The sequence below is a fragment of the Amycolatopsis sp. NPDC003865 genome, assembly GCF_053605345.1.
In genome coordinates, this window is sequence record NZ_JBSGJA010000001.1 from 584,824 (window position 1) to 601,392 (window position 16,569).

Below are 16,569 nucleotides of genomic sequence, written 5' to 3' on the forward strand. Positions count from 1 at the left end.
CACCCAATCCTTAAGAAAGAAGAACGCGCCGGCGTGACCGGCCGCCCAGCGGAATAGCGCGGGTGCGCCGCACGTCTGTACACCTGCGCGTCCAGGTGCGTTTCACCTGGTGCCCCAGCTTCACGCCGCAAGGCGGGGAAGGGAGAGCTGTGCCTCAGCAGGCCAAGTACCACAAGAACCCGGAAGCCGTGTCACGGCTGGATGCGGAGCAGTACCGGGTGACCCAGCAGGACGGCACGGAACGTCCGTTCGCGAACGCGTACTGGGACAACCACGAGCCGGGCATCTACGTCGACGTCGTGTCCGGCGAGCCGTTGTTCGCGTCGGTCGACAAGTACGACAGCCGGTCCGGGTGGCCGAGCTTCACCAAGCCGATCGCCAAGTCGAACGTCGTCGAGCGGGAAGACTTCAGCCACGGCATGATCCGGGCCGAGGTCCGCTCACTGCACGGGGACAGCCACCTCGGCCACGTCTTCGACGACGGCCCGCTCGACAAGGGCGGAATGCGCTACTGCATCAACTCCGCGTCGTTGCGGTTCATCCACCTCGACGACCTCGAAGACGCGGGTTACGGCGACTACCGCACCCTGTTCACCAGCGACGCCGAAGGCCGGTGAGGACGCCGGCGCGCGAACCCGCCAGTTCGCGCGCCGGCCCGATGGAGGAGCGCCCATGCCGGACACGATCCCGGCCCCGGTGGAGATCGTCGCGCTGCAGGTCTCCCCCGCCCACGCCTTCGAAGGCCGTCCCGCGGACGGCCCGCGGCCCGACCCGGAACCCGTCGAGCGCGACGAGGTGACCGTGCGCGCCACGCTCGGGCTCGTCGGTGACCGGTACTTCAACCAGCCGGCCCACCGCCGGGCGGCCGTCACCCTTTTCGCCGCCGAGTCACTCGACGTTCTCGCGCGGGACCTCGGGCTCGCCGCGGTGCCGGGCCCGCACCTGCCGCGACGCAACATCGTCGTGCGCGGGTTCCCCGTCGACGAGCTGGCCGCACCGCGTGGCGGGACCGGCGCCGTCTTCGGCCTCGACTCCGGGGCGGGCGAAGTCCGGTTCCAGGCCCATCGCCCGGCCCACCCGTGCGCCTGGATGGACGTGGTGCTGGCGCCCGGCGCGTTCCGCGGGCTCCGCGGGCACGGCGGCGTGCGCTGCGCCCCGCTCGACGACGGAATCCTGCGGGTCGGTCCCGCGACGCTCACCGTGGTGCGCTCCGCCGCGGCCTGACCCGGCTACCGCCGCGGAGCGCCGGCTCTCTTCTTCGCCCAAGGCGCCGGGCATCGAGGACCGCCGGTGTCCGCGTTCGGTGCCAAGGTGGGCGACGCCAGCCCGATGACGACCCACGGAGAACCCCGATGAGCCGACACGTCCAGGTCACGTTCGACGCCCACGACCCGCGAGCGCTTTCGGCGTTCTGGCGCGAGGTGCTGGACTACGTCCACCCGGCGCCGCCCGGCGTCGAACTGCCCGAGGGCGCCGACCCGTTCGCCGCGTGGGACGAGTTCCTGGAGCGGGCCGGTGTGCCGGAAGCCCAGCGCAACAGCAGCTCCGCCGTCGAAGACCCCGAAGGCCGGGGCCCCCGCCTGTTCTTCCAGCAGGTCCCGGAAGACAAGACCGCGAAGAACCGAGTCCACCTCGACGTCCGGGCCGCACCCGGCCTGCGGGGCGCCGACCGGATGGCGGCCCTCGAAGCCGAGTGCCGGCGGCTGACCGCCCTCGGCGCCACCCGGGTACGGCGCGTCGAGCCCGAACCCCCGCTCAGCGCCGGGTTCATCGTGATGACCGACCCCGAAGGCAACGAGTTCTGCCTGGACTGACGACGACCGTCACTACTTAGAGTGATCTTCATGCGAAGATTCCTCACGATCGTCATCCACGGATTTCTTGGCAGCGCCCGGCAAACAGCTCCTGTAGCAGCCGACGCGATCACTCTGTGTATTGGGGGGTGACCAAGCGCGCATGATCATCACGGTACGTTCTGCGGCGTTCTCCGGGGCCCGACGACGCGTCCCCGGTCATTCCCCCGTCCAGCACGCGCCCCGTGGTGCGTGCCGGTCACCGCGCCGGAAGGAAATTGCTTGACCGCCACGACGTTGACACAGGTGCTGCGCGAGGCCGACGCCGACGCCGGGTACACCCGGCTGATCGTGCGCTGGGACCGCGAAACCGGCTGGGCGCACCTGGCCATCGCCGTTCCGGGCACCGGACCCGTCTGCTTCGCGGGTTTCCACCGCTTCTCCGGTGGAAACGCCGAAGCCGTCACCGCCGAGCTCGCCGCCGCCGGGTACGTGTCCGCTCCCCCGCTCCACCTCGACGACATGCTCTCCGAGATCGAAGCCGTGCTCCCGGAGGTGATCCCGGATGCGCGTCGATGACCTGCACCTCACCGGGATCGGCAGCGACCTCGGCGCGCTGACCCCGGTCGCGGTGCCGCTCGCGGCCGGCGAGTTCACCACCGCCGAAGCCGACCGGACCGGTCAGCTGTCCACCGCCGTCGCCGGTCTGCCCGGGCCGGAGCTGGCGGTGCGCGCCGGCCGGGAAGCCCTCCGCGAAGCCGCGGAACTGGCCGGCGAACCGATCTGGCCGGAGCTGTGCCTGCACGCCGGGATCTACCACGCCGGAATCGACTTCTGGCACGCCGCGTCCTACGTGCGCGACCGGCTCGGTGTCGGCGCGGGTCCCGGGCTCACCCTGGAGCTCGGCGCGATGAGCAACAGTGTGGTGGCGGGCCTGGACGTCGCGGCGAGCGTGCTGGCCGGCCGCCCGGACCACGACGCCGTGCTCATCACCGCCGGCGACCGGTTCGGCGCGCCCGGGTTCCCGCACTGGAGCACCGACACCGGCATCGTCTACGGCGACGCGGGCAGCGCGGTCGTGCTCTCGCGACGGCCGGGACTGGCCCGGGTCCGCGCGATCGCTTCCTACACCGATCCGTCACTGGAGGGGCTGCAGCGCGGGGACGAACCGTTCCGCTCGGCCAGCGTCACCGCCCACCGGTCCCTGGACATCCGTCGCCGCAAGCGCCAGTGGCTCAGCCGGCACGGCGGCCCGGCGCACGTGGACAACCGCAACGCCGACGGGGTGACGGCGGTGGTGAAGACGGCGTTGTCCGACGCCGGCGTCGACCTGCCCGACATCGTCCGGATCTGCGCCCCGCACTACGGCCGCCGTCTGGTGGAGACCCAGGTCCTGCGCCCGCTCGGGGTCCCGGAATCCCGCACGATGACCGGGCTGGGGCTGCGGGTGGGCCACCTCGGCGCCAGCGACCAGATCGTGGCGCTCGACCACCTGCTGCGCACCGGCGAAGCGGGCCCGGGCGACCACGTGCTGCTGCTGGGGATCGGGGTCGGCATGACGTGGACGGCGGTGGTCCTGCAACTCGGGCCCGCCCCGGCCGCCGGCTGCCGCCACGGCTGATCGTCCGGCAGTTTGCGGAACGATCGTTCTTGACTGATCGTTCCTCAAAAGGCTACCGTCCTGGCATGGGCAGGCGAAGGGCGTTCGACGAGGACGAGGTGGTGCACGCCGCCGTGGAGCTGTTCGGTGCCCGCGCGTTCGACGGAGTCTCGGTCGACGACCTGGTCACCCACCTCGGCGTGCACCGCAACAGCCTGTACAAGACGTTCGGCAGCAAGCGCGGTCTCTACCTGACCGCCTTGCGCCGCCACGTCGCCGACGACGTCCGCCCCCTGGCCGACGCGCTCGCCGCGGCACCGGATGCCGCGACCGCGCTGGAGCTGGTCACGTCGGCCGAACTCGGCCTGCTGCTGCTCGCGGCCGCCGAACGGGCACCGGCCGACGAGGAGGTGGCCGCCGAGGTGGGGACCGCGCTGGACACCCTCGACCAGGCGATAGCCGGCGCGCTCGGCGTTCCCGTCGCGCTGGCCGTCGCCCTCACCGCCGCCGCACTGGGCATTCGCCTGCGCGGCAACCCCGACGGTGTCGGCGCCGAGCTGGCCCGGCACCTCGATTCCCTCGGCTGAAAGGAAAACCCGACATGGCACTGGTCCGCGTCGACGGCGACGACCTCGTCGTCGTCATCGAAGGTCTCGACAAGCTCTGGGCCTTCAAGAGCAGCCTGACCATCCCGCTGGCCAACGTCCGCGGCGCGACCGAGGACCCCGGCATCGCCGCCGACCCCAAGGGGATCCGCGCGCCGGGCGCCCACCTGCCCGGCGTGATCACGGCGGGCACGTTCCACCTCGACGGCGAAAAGGTCTTCTGGGACGTCAAGGACGCGTCGAAGGCCGTCGTGATCGAACTCGCCGACGAGCGCTACTCCCGCCTGGTCCTCCAGGTCGACGACCCGCGCGCGACCGTCGCGCTGGTCGAGAAAGCTTTGCGCTGACGGGGAGATCGAGGTTCGCCCACCTCGCCGCGGCCGTGCCGTCGCCGGCCGCCGCGACCAGCCTCCACATGCGACTCCGAACCGTCCCTGTGCCTGGCCCACCTCACCGTCGCGAAAGCCGGCCAGAAGGCATCCGGCGGTCGCCTGGCCGGGCGTTCTGCCCACGGACCATCGACCTCGGCGGCACGGCACGCGTACCGGATCGAGGAACCGAGCCGATGCGAGCTGCGCCGCCCCCGGCGGCGAGCGCCTGGCGAGGGCGCACCTCCCAGCAGCCTCCACTCGGCAGTCCCCGTCGAAGCCGCCAGAAAATCTAAGGTGGCTGGGGTAGACATTGGGCGGCGGGCGTGTGTAATCTCTTCGTCGTAGCGAGAGAGACAACGTCAAGCAGGCGCGGGAGAGGACGTAACTACCCGCGAAGTGGGACAAGTGCCCGCGGGGCCGGAGCGTGAAAAGTTCGACCAGGTAGTACCGGTTCCGCGGTGATGGTGAAGATCAGCAGTGCAGTAGTTGTTTTCGCGAGTGCAGCAGTAGCAAGTGAAGTCGCAGTACCGAGTAAGTGGGAAAATCAGGAGAGAAGGGAACGGGAGCATCATGGGATCGCCCGCGGCGGCCAGGTAGCGCCGCGCGGGTACCGCAGTCCCATCGAGTTCGGAGGTGGTGCTCGGTCACGAGTAAGCGATCCCCGCACGTTCCGGCTTCGCGCCGGATGCGGGTGCAGGACGCCGGCGGTCGCGCCGGTCGACAATGGTGAAAATCCCTACCCTCGAGGACCCCGGGTGCCGCAGTGGTACCCGGGGTCCTCTGTGACGCGGAGGTGGAATGATTCCTGACCAACAAGGACCGGCCACGCCCGGCGCGGCCGACAAGTTCGACGACGAGCACTACCCCGCCTACACCATGGGCCGGGCCGCCGACATGCTCGGCACCACGCAAGGGTTCCTGCGCAGCCTCGACGAAGCCGGGCTGATCGCCCCGCAACGGTCCGCCGGCGGCCACCGCCGTTACTCCCGCCACCAGCTGCGGATCGCCGCGCGAGTGCGGGAACTGGTCGATCACGGCACCGCCATCGACGCGGCGTGCCGCATCGTGTCCCTCGAAGACCAGCTGCACGAAGCCCGGCAGCAGATCGCGAATTCCGCGCCCGCGACCGATCCCCGCCGGCCCCGCTGACGACCCGCCCCGGCGCGACCCTCGAAACGCTCGCCGGTCGCGCCCGGAATCCGTGGGTTCCACCGGCAGCTCGCGACTGCCGTGCCGGCCGATTCGCTTCACCGGTCGCCCTACCGAACGCGCGACTCCGCCGGCCCGAGGTCTGGACCGGCGGAGCCTGGGTCCTGGTTCCCTGCGCGCCGAAAACCGGACTTGGCGCCTGACTACCCATCGGTAAGAAAGTTCACACCGTACGGCGGCGAAACCACAGCACCGCTTCGCGGCCGATTCCCGGTTCTCGGATCATTCCGCGGCGAACTCGGTCAGCGGGTCGGTGTGCACGGGTGTCCACCCCAGCTCGCGCTGCGCCTTGGCCGACGTCAGCCGCTGGTCGAGCGCGAAGGCGTCGGCGATCGGGCCCATCCGCTCGCGGGCCTGCTCGATGCTGAGGGAGACGGTCTTCCCGTCGAGCCCGGCGGCGTGGGCGCACGCCTCGGCGACCTCCTTGGCCGTCGGGTCGACCCCGCCCACGCCGAGGTACACCGAGCCCGCCGGAGCCGACAGCGCGGCCGTGTACAGCCGGGCGAGGTCGTCCAGGTGGATCAGGGCCCAGTGGTTGCCGCCGTCGCCGATGTACGGGATCGCGCCGCTTTCCTTGCCCGGCTGGACGAAGAAGCTGTCGATCAGGCGGTTGTCGCCGCCGTAGAGCAGGCCAGGCTGGACGACGACCGGCCGTCCGCCGCCGGCGGCCCGGGCCAGCACCGCGTCTTCGACGGCCTTGCGCCAGGCCACGACCGCCGGCGGGTTCCACGGCGCGCTCTCGTCCTGGATGCCGTCGGTGTCGCCGTAGACCCAGCTGCCGCCGGTGTGCACGTACGTGCCGCCGCCGACGCCGTCCTGCATCGCGGTGGCCGCCGCCAGGTCCTCCTCGCCGGTGGTGGCCTGGGCGAGGTGGATCACGGCTTCCGCCCGCACCGACGCCTGGTTGAGCACGTCGAGGTCGGTCAGGCCACCACGGACCGCGCTCGCCCCGGCGGCGACCACGGCCACCTCGGCCCGCTCGCTGCGCGCGAGCGCCTCGACGGTGTGCCCCTGCCGTACCAGCTCGCCGATCGTCGCGCGGCCGATGTAGCCGGAGCCGCCCGTGAGGAAGATCTTCATCACTGTCCCATCACTCGTGGTTCGTTCCTCCTCCACGGTGGCCTGGGTACCCCTGGCGCGTCCAAGACCCGTTCCGCGCGCTGTGATGCCGCGACGGCATCACAGCCCTGCCCGGACACGTCGCGTTCGGTCGCTTGAAACGCTAGGCGGGCGAGGCGGTGTCCATGTCGGCGCCGTGGTCGGCTTGGCGTTCCGTGCGTTCGGTTCCGTGCCAGTCCAGGCACAGCACGGTCGCGTCGTCCTGCAGGTGACCGCGGGACGCGCGCGTGACCGCCACGGTCGCGGCCCGCACCAGCTCTCGGGTGTGCAGTCCGACGGTCCGGCGGATCAGCGCGGGCAAGTCGGCGCCGGCGGCGTCGCGTTCGAACATGCCGTCGGTGAGCAGCACCAGCCGGTCGCCGGGGCGCAGGTCCAGCCGTTGCACCCGGTACCGGTACGGCCGGACGCCGAAGAGCAGGTCGGATTCCAGCTCGATCGGCTTCACCGCACCGTCGCGCAGCAGCAGTGGTGGGGGGTGTCCGGCGTTGACCAGTTCGCCCCGTCCGGTTTGCAGGTCGACGCGCAGCAGCAGGCCGGTCGCCAGCGCTACCTCGCCGCCGTGGTCGAGCAGGGCCTGGTTGGCTTGCTGCGCCTGCACCACCAGGTCGCGGCCGGCTCGACGGGCCCCGCGCAGCGCGCCGACCAGCAGGGTCGCGGTCAGTGCGGAGGCCACGTCGTGCCCGGCCGCGTCGGTGATCGACAGGTGGAGGGTCTCGCGGTCCAGGGTGTAGTCGTAGGTGTCGCCACCGATGTCGTCGGCGGGCACCAGGGCGCCGGCGATGGTGAACTGGGCGGCCTCGCAGCAGGACGCCGAGGGCAGCAGCTGGTGCTGGATCTCCGCGGCCAGGCTCATCGGGGTGGTGCGCCGGCCGATGTGGTAGCGGTCGGTGAAGCGGCGGTCGGTGACGATGACGTAGGCCAGCGCGTGGGCGGCCTGCCCCAGTTGGGCCAGCACTTCGTCGTCGTAGTAGGGCACGGTGACCTCGAGGACGCCGACGCAGTCGCCGCGGTTGGTCACCGGCAGCACGGCCCGCACGCCGCTCTCGATCTGCTCCCGCGCCGGCCGCTGGGTGCGCAGCACCCGCTCGTAGACGCTGCCCGGCAGAGCGACCGGCTCCGGGGCGCGCCCGTCCGGGTCCTGCTCGGTCGAGGTCAGCCGCACCAGGTGTTCCTCGACCAGGTCGACCAGGAGGAAGGACACGTCGAAGGCGCCCAGCCGTTTCGCCAGGTCGCGCGCGACGACTTCGACCGATTCCACGGGCGGGGCGGTCTCGGCCGCCGCCAGCACGTCACTCGGGCCCAGTACCCCACCGTCCACGGTCACCTCCGACCACTCGGAGTCCAGCCAACCACATCATCGACACGGCCCGGGCGCAAGGCCACCGGCGGCGCGCGTGCTGACCGGTCCGCCGCGCCGGAACACCGCACTGTCGTCGTGCCGTCTCCGGTCGTGCGGGACTACGCCGGGTTCTCCGCGACGGCGAGGTAGTCCGTGTAGATCTGCGGCGAGCCGGAGAACGAGGCCAGCTGCTTCCACTCCTCGTACATCTGCTTGGTGTCGCGGTGGGCGGCCGCGAACACCGCGGCCTCGCCGGTGGCGATGTCGGGCTCGGGGTAGAAGACGTCCAGCGCGTCCAGGCTCGCGATCTCCATCATCATCACGTACTGGTCCAGGCGGTTGCCCCGCTCGCCCTTGAGCACGTGGAACCGCCAGTCCGGGTAGTCGTCGATCCGGTGGTGGTTCTCGGCGATGAAGCGGTCGAACTCCGCCTCGGTCACCCCGGCGCGCAACGCCAGGTTGTGGATCCCGACGACCCGGGCGACGGGCTCCTCCCCCAGGCGGTCGCGGTAGCGGGGGCCGGGCGTGACCGTGCTCCGCGGATTGTCGGCCAGCAGCCGGTAGTCGGTGAACAACGTCGGCAGCTCACCGTAGGTGCCCAGCCGCCGCCACCGCGCCAGCACCGCCTCCGCCTCCGGGTGCCGCGCCCAGAACGCCCTGGCCGGCTCGGTCTGCTCACCCCGTGCCGTGACGTAGCGGTCGCGCTGCTCGGCGCTCTCGATCTCGTACAGCATCAGGTACTGCCCGGTCCGCTCCCCGCGCAACCCGCGCAGCAGAGTCCACCGCCACCCCGGGTACAAGGGCAGGTGCACGCCTTCGGCACGCACGAAGGTCTCGAACTCCTCCGGCGTGACACCAGCCTCCGTGTCGATGGCGATGTACTGGAAGGTGAACACCGACGAGCGTCCCATTGAGCGTCCAATCCTCGGGTCGCGCGTCCGACCAGCACGACTCCCCTGCACCACATCCTGCCCGCTCCTGAGCAACGAGGCCCGCGAGCCGGCGGGTCCGACCGGCCGGCCGAGGACGGCACGCTCAAGGTTTGGCCGGGCGCAGCGGGACCCATGGGCCGCCGATGCGCAGGTCCGCGCGAGCGGCGTCGACGAAAACCGCGATCGCCTGGTCCAGCCGCCCCTGCGCGGCCTCCTCGTCCGCGCGGAACTTCTCCTCGACCCGCCCACCGAAACCCGGTCGGCTCCCCGCGTGGACCTGCCGGACCGTCTCGACGCGATCGTGCACCGCGGCGAGCACCCGCTCGAGGGTGGCGTTGAGTTCCCTGTCGCAGAAGAACGCCAGTTGCAGCACCGCTTCTTCGACGGTCTCCGCCACCGAAGACGGATCGACCGCGTCGCGCCCCCGCCAGACCGGCAAGCACCGGAGCCGGTGTGCCGCGGCCACGACCGTGGGGAACAACTGGCTTTTGCGTTGCAGCACGACGTACTGGTCGGCATCCGCGCCCTCGGTGCGTGCGGACGCGACGACGTCGGCCGGCGCCGCCTGTTCGAGATCGCGGTCGGAGTACTCGCTCACCATCGGTCTCCTGTCACTGGGCCGAAACTCGGCCGCAGAAGTGAAACGCGGACGCAGAAACCACGTCTCCCCCGCAAAGGGTTAATTCGAGACACAGGTGGTGCCCGCGGGCCACGTCGGTGAACGACAGCGCGCCCGGTCCGGCGGTCGTCGCCAGCAGAGCGTGGCGGGCAGGTCGGGCAGCAGGAGCAGCAGGACCGCGGCTAACGCGCCGGCTGCCAGGCGGCAGTCAGCGACGGGCGAAGCTGCCCATCGGCCGGCTGGAAGCAGGTCGTGTCATCGGGCAGGGCGTACCAGCCGGCGATGACGGATCAAGCTGGAGAGGCTCAGGGCGAACAGGACCAGCGCGATGCCACCGATCCCCAAGGACGTGATGGCGGTCGTGAGCGTGTCGCCGTTGCGTGCGGGGTCGCCGAGGTCGTAGTTGATCTGAAAGCGCTCGCCGACGTGGGCGTCGTAGGGGATGGCACGCGCCGTGTGGTAGGTGGTGGCACCGACGGTGAAAACGGCGTCGCCGGTGCTGCAGGCGTTTCCCGGTGTCGCGGTGTAGCAGGCGACGACGGTCGCGGTGGTGGACGCGGGTTCGTCGGGCGCCTGCTGCCACTTGTACACGCCGACCGAGAGCAGGGCCGCCGCAGTACCGCCGCAGAGCACGGCGCCGACGATGAAGCCCGCCCAATTGAAGCTTCCGGGCTTGCGCCGAGACTGATTCGCGCGACGCTTGCGGCTCCGGTTCACCGAAACAGAATCTCACACTCGTTCACACCGAGCGGGTGAGCATGCCGGTCGTCGCGCCGTCGAGATCGCGGGTGGTTGCGTCATCGGAACGCATCGCGGCGGGCTCACCGAAGAGCTGCCCGAGGAGGTGGTTCTCCCGTCCCAAACCGTGGGCGACCCGCGTCGATCCCCGACCGGTGTGGGTGTGCGCTGGTCCGGTCACCCGCCACTCTTGGCCATGACGCGACCCGCGATGGCGCATTGGTTCTCCCCTGACCGCGCTGGTCGGCCCGTCGGGTTCGGGCAAGTCCAGCCTGCTGGCCGTCGCCGCCACACTCGTGACGCCCGACTCCGGCACCGTCGTCATCGACGGCACCACCGCCACCGGCCTCCCCCCGCGGCGAACTCACCGACCTGCGCCGCCACAAGATCGGCATCGTCTTCCAGCAACCCAACCTGCTGCCCGCGCTCACCGCCGCCGAACAACTCCAAATCATGGCCGCCATCGACGGCCGCTCCCCGGCCAAGGCCCGCACCCGCGCGCTGGGCCTGCTCGACGCCGTCGGGCTCGCCCCCAGGCCGGGCGCCTCCCGCACCCGCTCTCCGGCGGCCGGCGCCAGCGCGTGAACATCGCCCGCGCACTGATGAACGACCCCACCGTCCTCCTGGTCGACGAACCCACCAGCGCCCTCGACCACGAGCGGGGAGCCGCCGTCCTCGACCTCCTCACCCGCCTCACTCACCAACGCGCGACCGCGACCGTGCTGGTCACCCACGCCCGCACCCACCTCACCACCGTCGACCGGATCGCCGAAGTCCACGACGGCCGCGTGACGACCGCATGAGCCGGGGTTCGCGGCCTCCGGTGCCGCGCCTCGGCGCCATCACAGCATGCAGCGGCGACCCGGCTGCCTGATCGCCTTCGCCTGCCCCGGCGGGCTCACCGGGTCACGTCCCGTCGCTTGGCGGCCGCGCACAGCGCCGCCCCGGCCAGGAGCAGCACGCTCGCCAGGCCGAGCAGCCTGGCCACGTCCGTGCCGGTGTCGGGGAGCCGGTGCGGGCCGCCGGTCGGCGCCGGTGCGGGGACTACCGGGACGTCGGCGACCGCCTGCCCGGCGGGGACCGGCGACCCGCCGGGCCCGGTGCCGGCCGCGGTGGCGACGTTGCGCACCCGGCCGGCGGCCACGTCGGCGGCGGTGACGGTGTGCGCGGGCACCGTGCACGTCATCGCCTGGCCCGGCGCCAGCTCGGTCGCCGGGCAGGTCGCCACGCCCGCGGACGGGTCGTCGACCCGGATCTCCCGGACGGTGACCGCGCCGGTGTTGCCGACCGTGACCGTCCACTCGATCCGGTCACCGGCGCCGGTCACGCCGTCGCCGTTCACGTCGACCGGCCGGGCCGATTTGGTGATCTCGAGTACCGCGGCTGCGGTGACCCGCACCGTCGCGCTCGCGGGCGCCGACTCCACCGCCGGACCGCCCGCCGGCGGGGTACCCGACGCGACGGCGGTATTGTCGATCCGCCCGGCGTCCACATCGGACTGCGTGACGCGGTAGGCCGCCGTGCACGTCACGTGCTGCCCCGGCGCCAGCGGACCGGCCGGGCACACCGGGACCGGTGTCCCGCCGCCGCCGGTGAAGCGGGTTTCGCGGATCGCGAGCGCTTCGAGCGTCACATTGCCGGTGTTGGTGACGACGAACGAGTAGGTGACCTCCTGCCCGGCCGCGGAAACCGTGCCCGGCGACGCCGTCTTCGCCAGGGTGAGCGCGGCGTCCGGCGGCGTCGGCACGACGACCGTCGACGGATCCGAAACCGGCGGGTCGCCTTGGGGCGGAGTACCGGTGGCGACGGCCGTGTTGGACACCTTTCCGGCGTCCACATCGGACTGCGTGAGCACGTAGGCGGCGGTGCACACCGCCTGCTCCCCCGGAGCCAGCGCGGTCACCGTCGCGCCGCCGCCCGGGCAGGACGGCGGGGACAGCCGGCCGGTGCCCGAGAACGCCGTTTCGCGCACCATGACCGAAGTCAGCGTGCGGTTCCCGGTGTTGGTGACCACGAAGGAATAGGTGACCGTCTGCCCGGCGCGGAAGTGGCCGCCGTCGGCCGGGTCGGCCGACTTGACCAGCGACAGCCCCGACTTGCCCGGCACGGTCACCTTCGCCCGCGACGGGCCGGAGGTGACCGGTTCACCACCGGGGGCGATGCCGGTCGCCTCGGCCGTGTTGGTCACCGTTCCGGCGTCGGCGTCGGCCTGGGTCAGGGTGTAGGTGGCCGTGCAGGTCTGCGCCTGCCCGGGCGCCAGCGTCCGCGACGGGCATTCGACGACCGGCGCCGGGCCGGTGCCGCTGAACTCCGTCTCGCGCACGGACACCCCGGTGAGGGTGCGGTTCCCGGTGTTGGTCACGGCGAAGCGGTAACGCACCGTCTCGCCCGCGCCGACCACGGAGGCCGGGTCGGCCGACTTCACCAGGGTGAGCGCCGCCCCGCCACCGGCGGTCACGACCGCCGTCGCCAGCGGCGTCGTCACCTTCGGCAAGCCCGTGGGCGGGGTGCCCGCCGCCGTGGCGCTGTTGGTGATTCGGCCGGCGTCGACGTCGGCCTGGGTCACCGCGTAGTCCGCCGTGCAGGTGACGACCTGGCCGGGCGCGAGCACCGCGCTCCCGGCCGGGCAGGTGACCGCGCCCAGCGGTCCGCTGCCGCTGAAGGCGCCCTCGGTGATCGCCACCTCGGTCAGCGTCACGGTGCCGGTGTTCTCCAGCGTGAACGAGTAGCGAACCGGCTCCCCCACGGACGTCACGACGGCCGGCTGGGCGGACTTCGCCAGGGTCAGGGCGGCCGAGCGCGTGGCGGTCACCTTCGCCGACGACGGCTCCGACGTGGTCGGCTCCGTCGCGCGGGGTGGCGTTCCGCGCGCGACAGCGGTGTTCTCCACCGCACCCGCGTCGACGTCGGCCTGCGTGACCGCGTAGGTCGCCCGGCACGTCTGCGCGGCACCCGGGGCGAGCACGGTCTCCGGACAGGTGACGACGGGTGCCGGGCCGGAGCCGGTGAACCGCGTCTCGGCGACGCCGACGTCCCGCAACGTCACGTCACCGGTGTTCGTGACCACGAACGTGTAGCCGACGGACTGGCCGGCGCGGTCGACGGTCAGCGGGTCGGCCGTCTTGACCAGGGTGATCGCCGGGTGCGCGGGCGTCGGGATCGAGACGCTCGAGGGGTTCGACGTGATCGGGACCCGCGAGCCGGGCTGCTTGCCGTGCGCGGTGGCGGTGTTGTCGAGCCGGCCCGCGTCGACGTCGGCCTGGGTCAGCACATAGGTGGCGGTGCACGTCGTGCTCACGCCGGGAGCCAGCGTGGCGACCGGGCAGACGGCCGTGGACAGGACACCGCTGCCGGAGAAAGCGGTTTCGTCGATTCCGATCTCGTTCAACGGCACGTTGCCGGTGTTGGTCACCCGGAACGAGTAGGTGATCAGCCGGCCGGCGGCGTACGCGTCCGGGTTGTCGGGTGAGGCCGACTTCGTCAGCGTCAGCGCCGGGGCGGGCTTCTCGGTCGGGGTGCGGGTCGACGACGGGTCGGACGTCACCCGGGTGGCGCTGCCCGGCGGCAGCCCGGAGGCCGTCGCGGTGTTGACCGCCGCCCCGGCGTTCTCGTCGGCCGGAGTGATGACGTACGGCGCCTGCGCGGTGCAGGTCTGCGATTCCCCCGGTGCGAGGCTTGGCCGGGGGCAGGCGACCGGCCCGGCCTTCGCGTCCGCCACGGCGATGTCGTGCAGTTCGAGCGCGCCGGTGTTGGTGACGGTGAAGGTGTACCCGACGGTGTCGCCCGCGTCGGTGACCCCGTTGCCGTTGACGTCGACCGGTGCGGCGGCGTGCTTTTCCAGCTTCAGCGTCGCGGGTTTCCCGGTGTTCGTGACCGTGCAGGAGACGAAGTCGCCGATGCCGACGTGCACCCGGGCCGAGCCACCGGCGTCACCGGCGGGCAGTTCCCCGTCCGCCTTGCCGTTGCGGGTGCAGGACCACGCTCTGTCGTAATTGGACTCGAGCCCGGAAGTCGTGGTCTCGCGCAGGGTGTAGTCACCGCCGCGGGCCCCGGCCAGCACCGTGACTTCACCGGTGCTCGCCGAAGTGCCGCCGCCGGTGTCGGCCGAGGCGAGCACACTGCCACCCGGCGCCGCGACCGAGACCGCGAACGAGTCGCCGGGGAAGCCCCGCACGACCTTCTTGGTCAGCTGCAGGCTGGAGACCAGCACGCCGAACCCGACCGCCTGGCGCCCGCCGCCGACCATGCGCTGGCTGAACGACGTGGGGTCTTCGGCGGAGATGATCGCGGTGCCGGTCTTGTTGGCGCCCGTGCGCCCGGCGCACCGCACCGTCCGCGTGCCGATGCCGCTGTACCCGCCGCCGCAGGCGTTCCCGATCCCCGGGTCGGACCCGGTCGCGGTCAGCGATTCGAGCGGCGAGGACGAGGTCCACTCGATCGACTCGCCGGCGTCGGTCGACTCCGCGTCCGCTCCCACCAGCCCGTAGCCCTGCACCACCGCCCCGGCGCTGTCGGTGGCCACGATGTCGCTCAGCGCGGCGACCGTCGTCGTGCCGGAAGCGGTCTGGTACAGCGCCGGCCGCCCCGGCACGCCCGTGTAGTGCCCGGAGTTGCCCAGGTAGGCCGCGGAATAGGTCGGGAGCCGGTTCGCGGCGACGGGACCGCCGGAGACCTTGAGCGTGACCGCCAGCCGGTAGCCGCCGGGCAGCGCGAAGGTCAGCCGCTGACCCGCCGCGGACGTGGCCTCCGCGGCGTCGTAGCCGGACAGGTCGAACCAGCACAGCGTCCGCGCGTAGGTGCCGGTTCCCGCCGACGCGAACCCGCAGTCGTGCGTCGCGGCCGTAGCGCGCGCCGCCGGCCCGAACGCTGACACGCACCACGCGAGCAGAGCCGCCACCACCAGGAGCGCCGGCACCTTCCGCCGTGACCCGCCACCCATCGACCGACACCTCCGCCTCGGCTGCTGCTCCGGTCATCGTGCGTGACCGGCCGGAAAACAGCTGGCAGAAAGATGATCATTCAATCGATCGTGGTCACCCGCGCGTCGTCGTCACGGGGGCGTGACGACCAGCACAAGTTCGTCCGGGACAGCCACGGGGTAATTCCCGGCGGATGTCCCGTTCAACGGCGCGCTCCCGGCCCGAACCGAAGGGAAACCCATGCGGACCTTTACCTGCCCGGAATGCGCGAACCTGCTGTTCTTCGAGAACTCGGCCTGCGTGGTGTGCGGCACCGGCGTCGGCTTCGACCGCGCGAGCGCGTCGATGGTCCGGGCGGCCGGGAACCGGCGCTGCGCCAACGCCGAGCTGGCCGGGTGCAACTGGCTCGCTGCCGACGGCCCGCTGTGCGGTTGCTGCGCCCTGACCCGGACCCGGCCGGCCGACAAGGACGTCGACGACACCTTCCGGGTCGCCGAGGCCGCCAAACGACGGCTGCTCTACCAGCTCGACGACCTCGGCCTCCCCACCACGCCACGCACCGACGACCCGGAGCACGGGCTGGCGTTCGACCTGCTGTCCAGCGCCGAGGAGCCGGTGACCACCGGGCACGCCGGCGGCGTGATCACCATCGACCTCGCCGAAGGCGACGCCGGGTTCCGCGAAGGGCTGCGCGTACAGCTGGCCGAGCCCTACCGCACGATGCTCGGGCACGTCCGCCACGAGGTGGGCCATTGGTACTGGGACGTGCTGATCGCCGCCGACCCCGGCGAGTTCCGGCGCGTCTTCGGCGACGAGCGCGCCGACTACCAGGAAGCCTTGGCGACGCACTACGCGAGCGAGCCCGGCACCCGCTGGGCCGACATCCACGTCAGCCACTACGCGGCCGCGCACCCGTGGGAGGACTGGGCGGAGACGTTCGCCCACCTGCTGCACATCCGCGACACGGTCCAGACCGCCGCCGCACTGGGTGTGCTCGTCGCCGGCACGCCGATCGCGCCGCACCCGGGCACCCAGGTCGACGCGGACCCCGAAGACCACCCGCGTGACTTCGATGCCCTGATGGCCACCTGGGTCCCGCTGTCGCGGGCGTTGAACCAGCTCAACCGCAGCATGGGCAAGGACGACCTCTACCCGTTCGCGCTGTCACCGGCCGTCCAGGCGAAACTCCGGTTCGTCGACCGCAGGCTCGGCCGAGTCGCGTGACCCGGACGCCCGCCGGGCGGCTCCGGTGGCGAACATCGGCAGGTTCCGATTCCTTTTCGCGGTGACCGGGGTCTACCTGGGTGGGAGAGACGGGCCCGTCT

General features: G+C 72.0%; 17 protein-coding genes and 1 pseudogene. 11 read left to right on the top strand and 7 right to left on the bottom strand.

The window, feature by feature from the left end:
• Positions 1-149: 149 nt before the first annotated feature.
• The 8 genes from msrB to ACWEVP_RS02470 all read left to right on the top strand — a co-directional run bounded on the left by msrB (position 150) and on the right by ACWEVP_RS02470 (position 5,518).
• Complete coding sequence (gene msrB, locus ACWEVP_RS02435; RefSeq protein ID WP_452060842.1) at positions 150-617, top strand: peptide-methionine (R)-S-oxide reductase MsrB; 468 nt, start codon at positions 150-152, stop codon at positions 615-617.
• Positions 618-672: 55 nt separating this feature from the next.
• Positions 673-1,224, top strand: a complete 552-nt coding sequence (locus ACWEVP_RS02440) for an MOSC domain-containing protein (protein ID WP_452060843.1) — start codon at positions 673-675, stop codon at positions 1,222-1,224.
• A 128-nt stretch (positions 1,225-1,352) separates the two neighbouring features.
• Positions 1,353-1,814, top strand: a complete 462-nt coding sequence (locus ACWEVP_RS02445; RefSeq protein ID WP_452060844.1) for a VOC family protein — start codon at positions 1,353-1,355, stop codon at positions 1,812-1,814.
• Between the two features lie 261 nt (positions 1,815-2,075).
• Positions 2,076-2,372, top strand: coding sequence for a hypothetical protein (locus tag ACWEVP_RS02450; protein WP_452060845.1), 297 nt, complete (start codon positions 2,076-2,078; stop codon positions 2,370-2,372).
• Positions 2,359-3,414, top strand: coding sequence for a ketoacyl-ACP synthase III family protein (locus ACWEVP_RS02455; RefSeq protein ID WP_452060846.1), 1,056 nt, complete (start codon positions 2,359-2,361; stop codon positions 3,412-3,414). The genes ACWEVP_RS02450 and ACWEVP_RS02455 overlap by 14 nt, the downstream gene beginning before the upstream one ends.
• Positions 3,415-3,479: 65 nt before the next feature.
• Positions 3,480-3,980 carry a TetR/AcrR family transcriptional regulator gene (locus tag ACWEVP_RS02460; protein ID WP_452060847.1) on the top strand — a complete coding sequence of 167 codons (501 nt, stop codon included), beginning with the start codon at positions 3,480-3,482 and terminating at the stop codon, positions 3,978-3,980.
• A 14-nt stretch (positions 3,981-3,994) separates the two neighbouring features.
• Positions 3,995-4,345 (top strand): hypothetical protein, encoded by a 351-nt coding sequence (locus ACWEVP_RS02465; protein ID WP_452060848.1) that lies wholly within the window; start codon positions 3,995-3,997, stop codon positions 4,343-4,345.
• 822 nt (positions 4,346-5,167) lie between these two features.
• Positions 5,168-5,518, top strand: coding sequence for a helix-turn-helix domain-containing protein (locus ACWEVP_RS02470; RefSeq protein WP_452060849.1), 351 nt, complete (start codon positions 5,168-5,170; stop codon positions 5,516-5,518).
• Between the two features lie 282 nt (positions 5,519-5,800).
• Here ACWEVP_RS02470 and ACWEVP_RS02475 read toward each other — a convergent pair whose 3' ends face one another.
• The 6 genes from ACWEVP_RS02475 to ACWEVP_RS02500 form a co-directional block, all read right to left on the bottom strand.
• Positions 5,801-6,658, bottom strand: coding sequence for an NAD-dependent epimerase/dehydratase family protein (locus tag ACWEVP_RS02475; protein ID WP_452060850.1), 858 nt, complete (start codon positions 6,656-6,658; stop codon positions 5,801-5,803).
• 142 nt (positions 6,659-6,800) lie between these two features.
• A complete protein-coding gene (locus ACWEVP_RS02480; protein ID WP_452060851.1) occupies positions 6,801-8,015 on the bottom strand; it encodes a PP2C family protein-serine/threonine phosphatase in 1,215 nt (404 codons plus the stop codon).
• 140 nt (positions 8,016-8,155) lie between these two features.
• Complete coding sequence (locus ACWEVP_RS02485) at positions 8,156-8,947, bottom strand: hypothetical protein (protein ID WP_452060852.1); 792 nt, start codon at positions 8,945-8,947, stop codon at positions 8,156-8,158.
• Between the two features lie 124 nt (positions 8,948-9,071).
• On the bottom strand, positions 9,072-9,569 hold the full coding sequence (locus ACWEVP_RS02490; protein WP_452060853.1) for a hypothetical protein: 498 nt from the start codon (positions 9,567-9,569) through the stop codon (positions 9,072-9,074).
• Between the two features lie 273 nt (positions 9,570-9,842).
• Positions 9,843-10,304, bottom strand: a complete 462-nt coding sequence (locus ACWEVP_RS02495; RefSeq protein WP_452060854.1) for a hypothetical protein — start codon at positions 10,302-10,304, stop codon at positions 9,843-9,845.
• Positions 10,305-10,326: 22 nt separating this feature from the next.
• Positions 10,327-10,650, bottom strand: coding sequence for a hypothetical protein (locus ACWEVP_RS02500; protein ID WP_452060855.1), 324 nt, complete (start codon positions 10,648-10,650; stop codon positions 10,327-10,329).
• Here ACWEVP_RS02500 and ACWEVP_RS02505 point away from each other — a divergent pair.
• A pseudogene (locus ACWEVP_RS02505) lies at positions 10,601-10,909 on the top strand (hypothetical protein); the annotation flags it as partial. The gene ACWEVP_RS02500 and the pseudogene ACWEVP_RS02505 sit on opposite strands and share 50 nt — an antisense overlap.
• Before the next feature lie 18 nt (positions 10,910-10,927).
• On the top strand, positions 10,928-11,128 hold the full coding sequence (locus ACWEVP_RS02510; protein WP_452060856.1) for a hypothetical protein: 201 nt from the start codon (positions 10,928-10,930) through the stop codon (positions 11,126-11,128).
• Positions 11,129-11,223: 95 nt separating this feature from the next.
• Here the strand turns inward: ACWEVP_RS02510 and ACWEVP_RS02515 are convergent, their stop codons facing one another.
• Complete coding sequence (locus ACWEVP_RS02515; protein WP_452060857.1) at positions 11,224-15,264, bottom strand: CshA/CshB family fibrillar adhesin-related protein; 4,041 nt, start codon at positions 15,262-15,264, stop codon at positions 11,224-11,226.
• Between the two features lie 220 nt (positions 15,265-15,484).
• Here ACWEVP_RS02515 and ACWEVP_RS02520 point away from each other — a divergent pair, with 220 nt between their 5' ends.
• Positions 15,485-16,468: a zinc-binding metallopeptidase family protein gene (locus ACWEVP_RS02520; RefSeq protein WP_452060858.1), complete on the top strand. Its 984-nt coding sequence runs from the start codon at positions 15,485-15,487 to the stop codon at positions 16,466-16,468.
• The last annotated feature ends 101 nt before the right edge of the window (positions 16,469-16,569 follow it).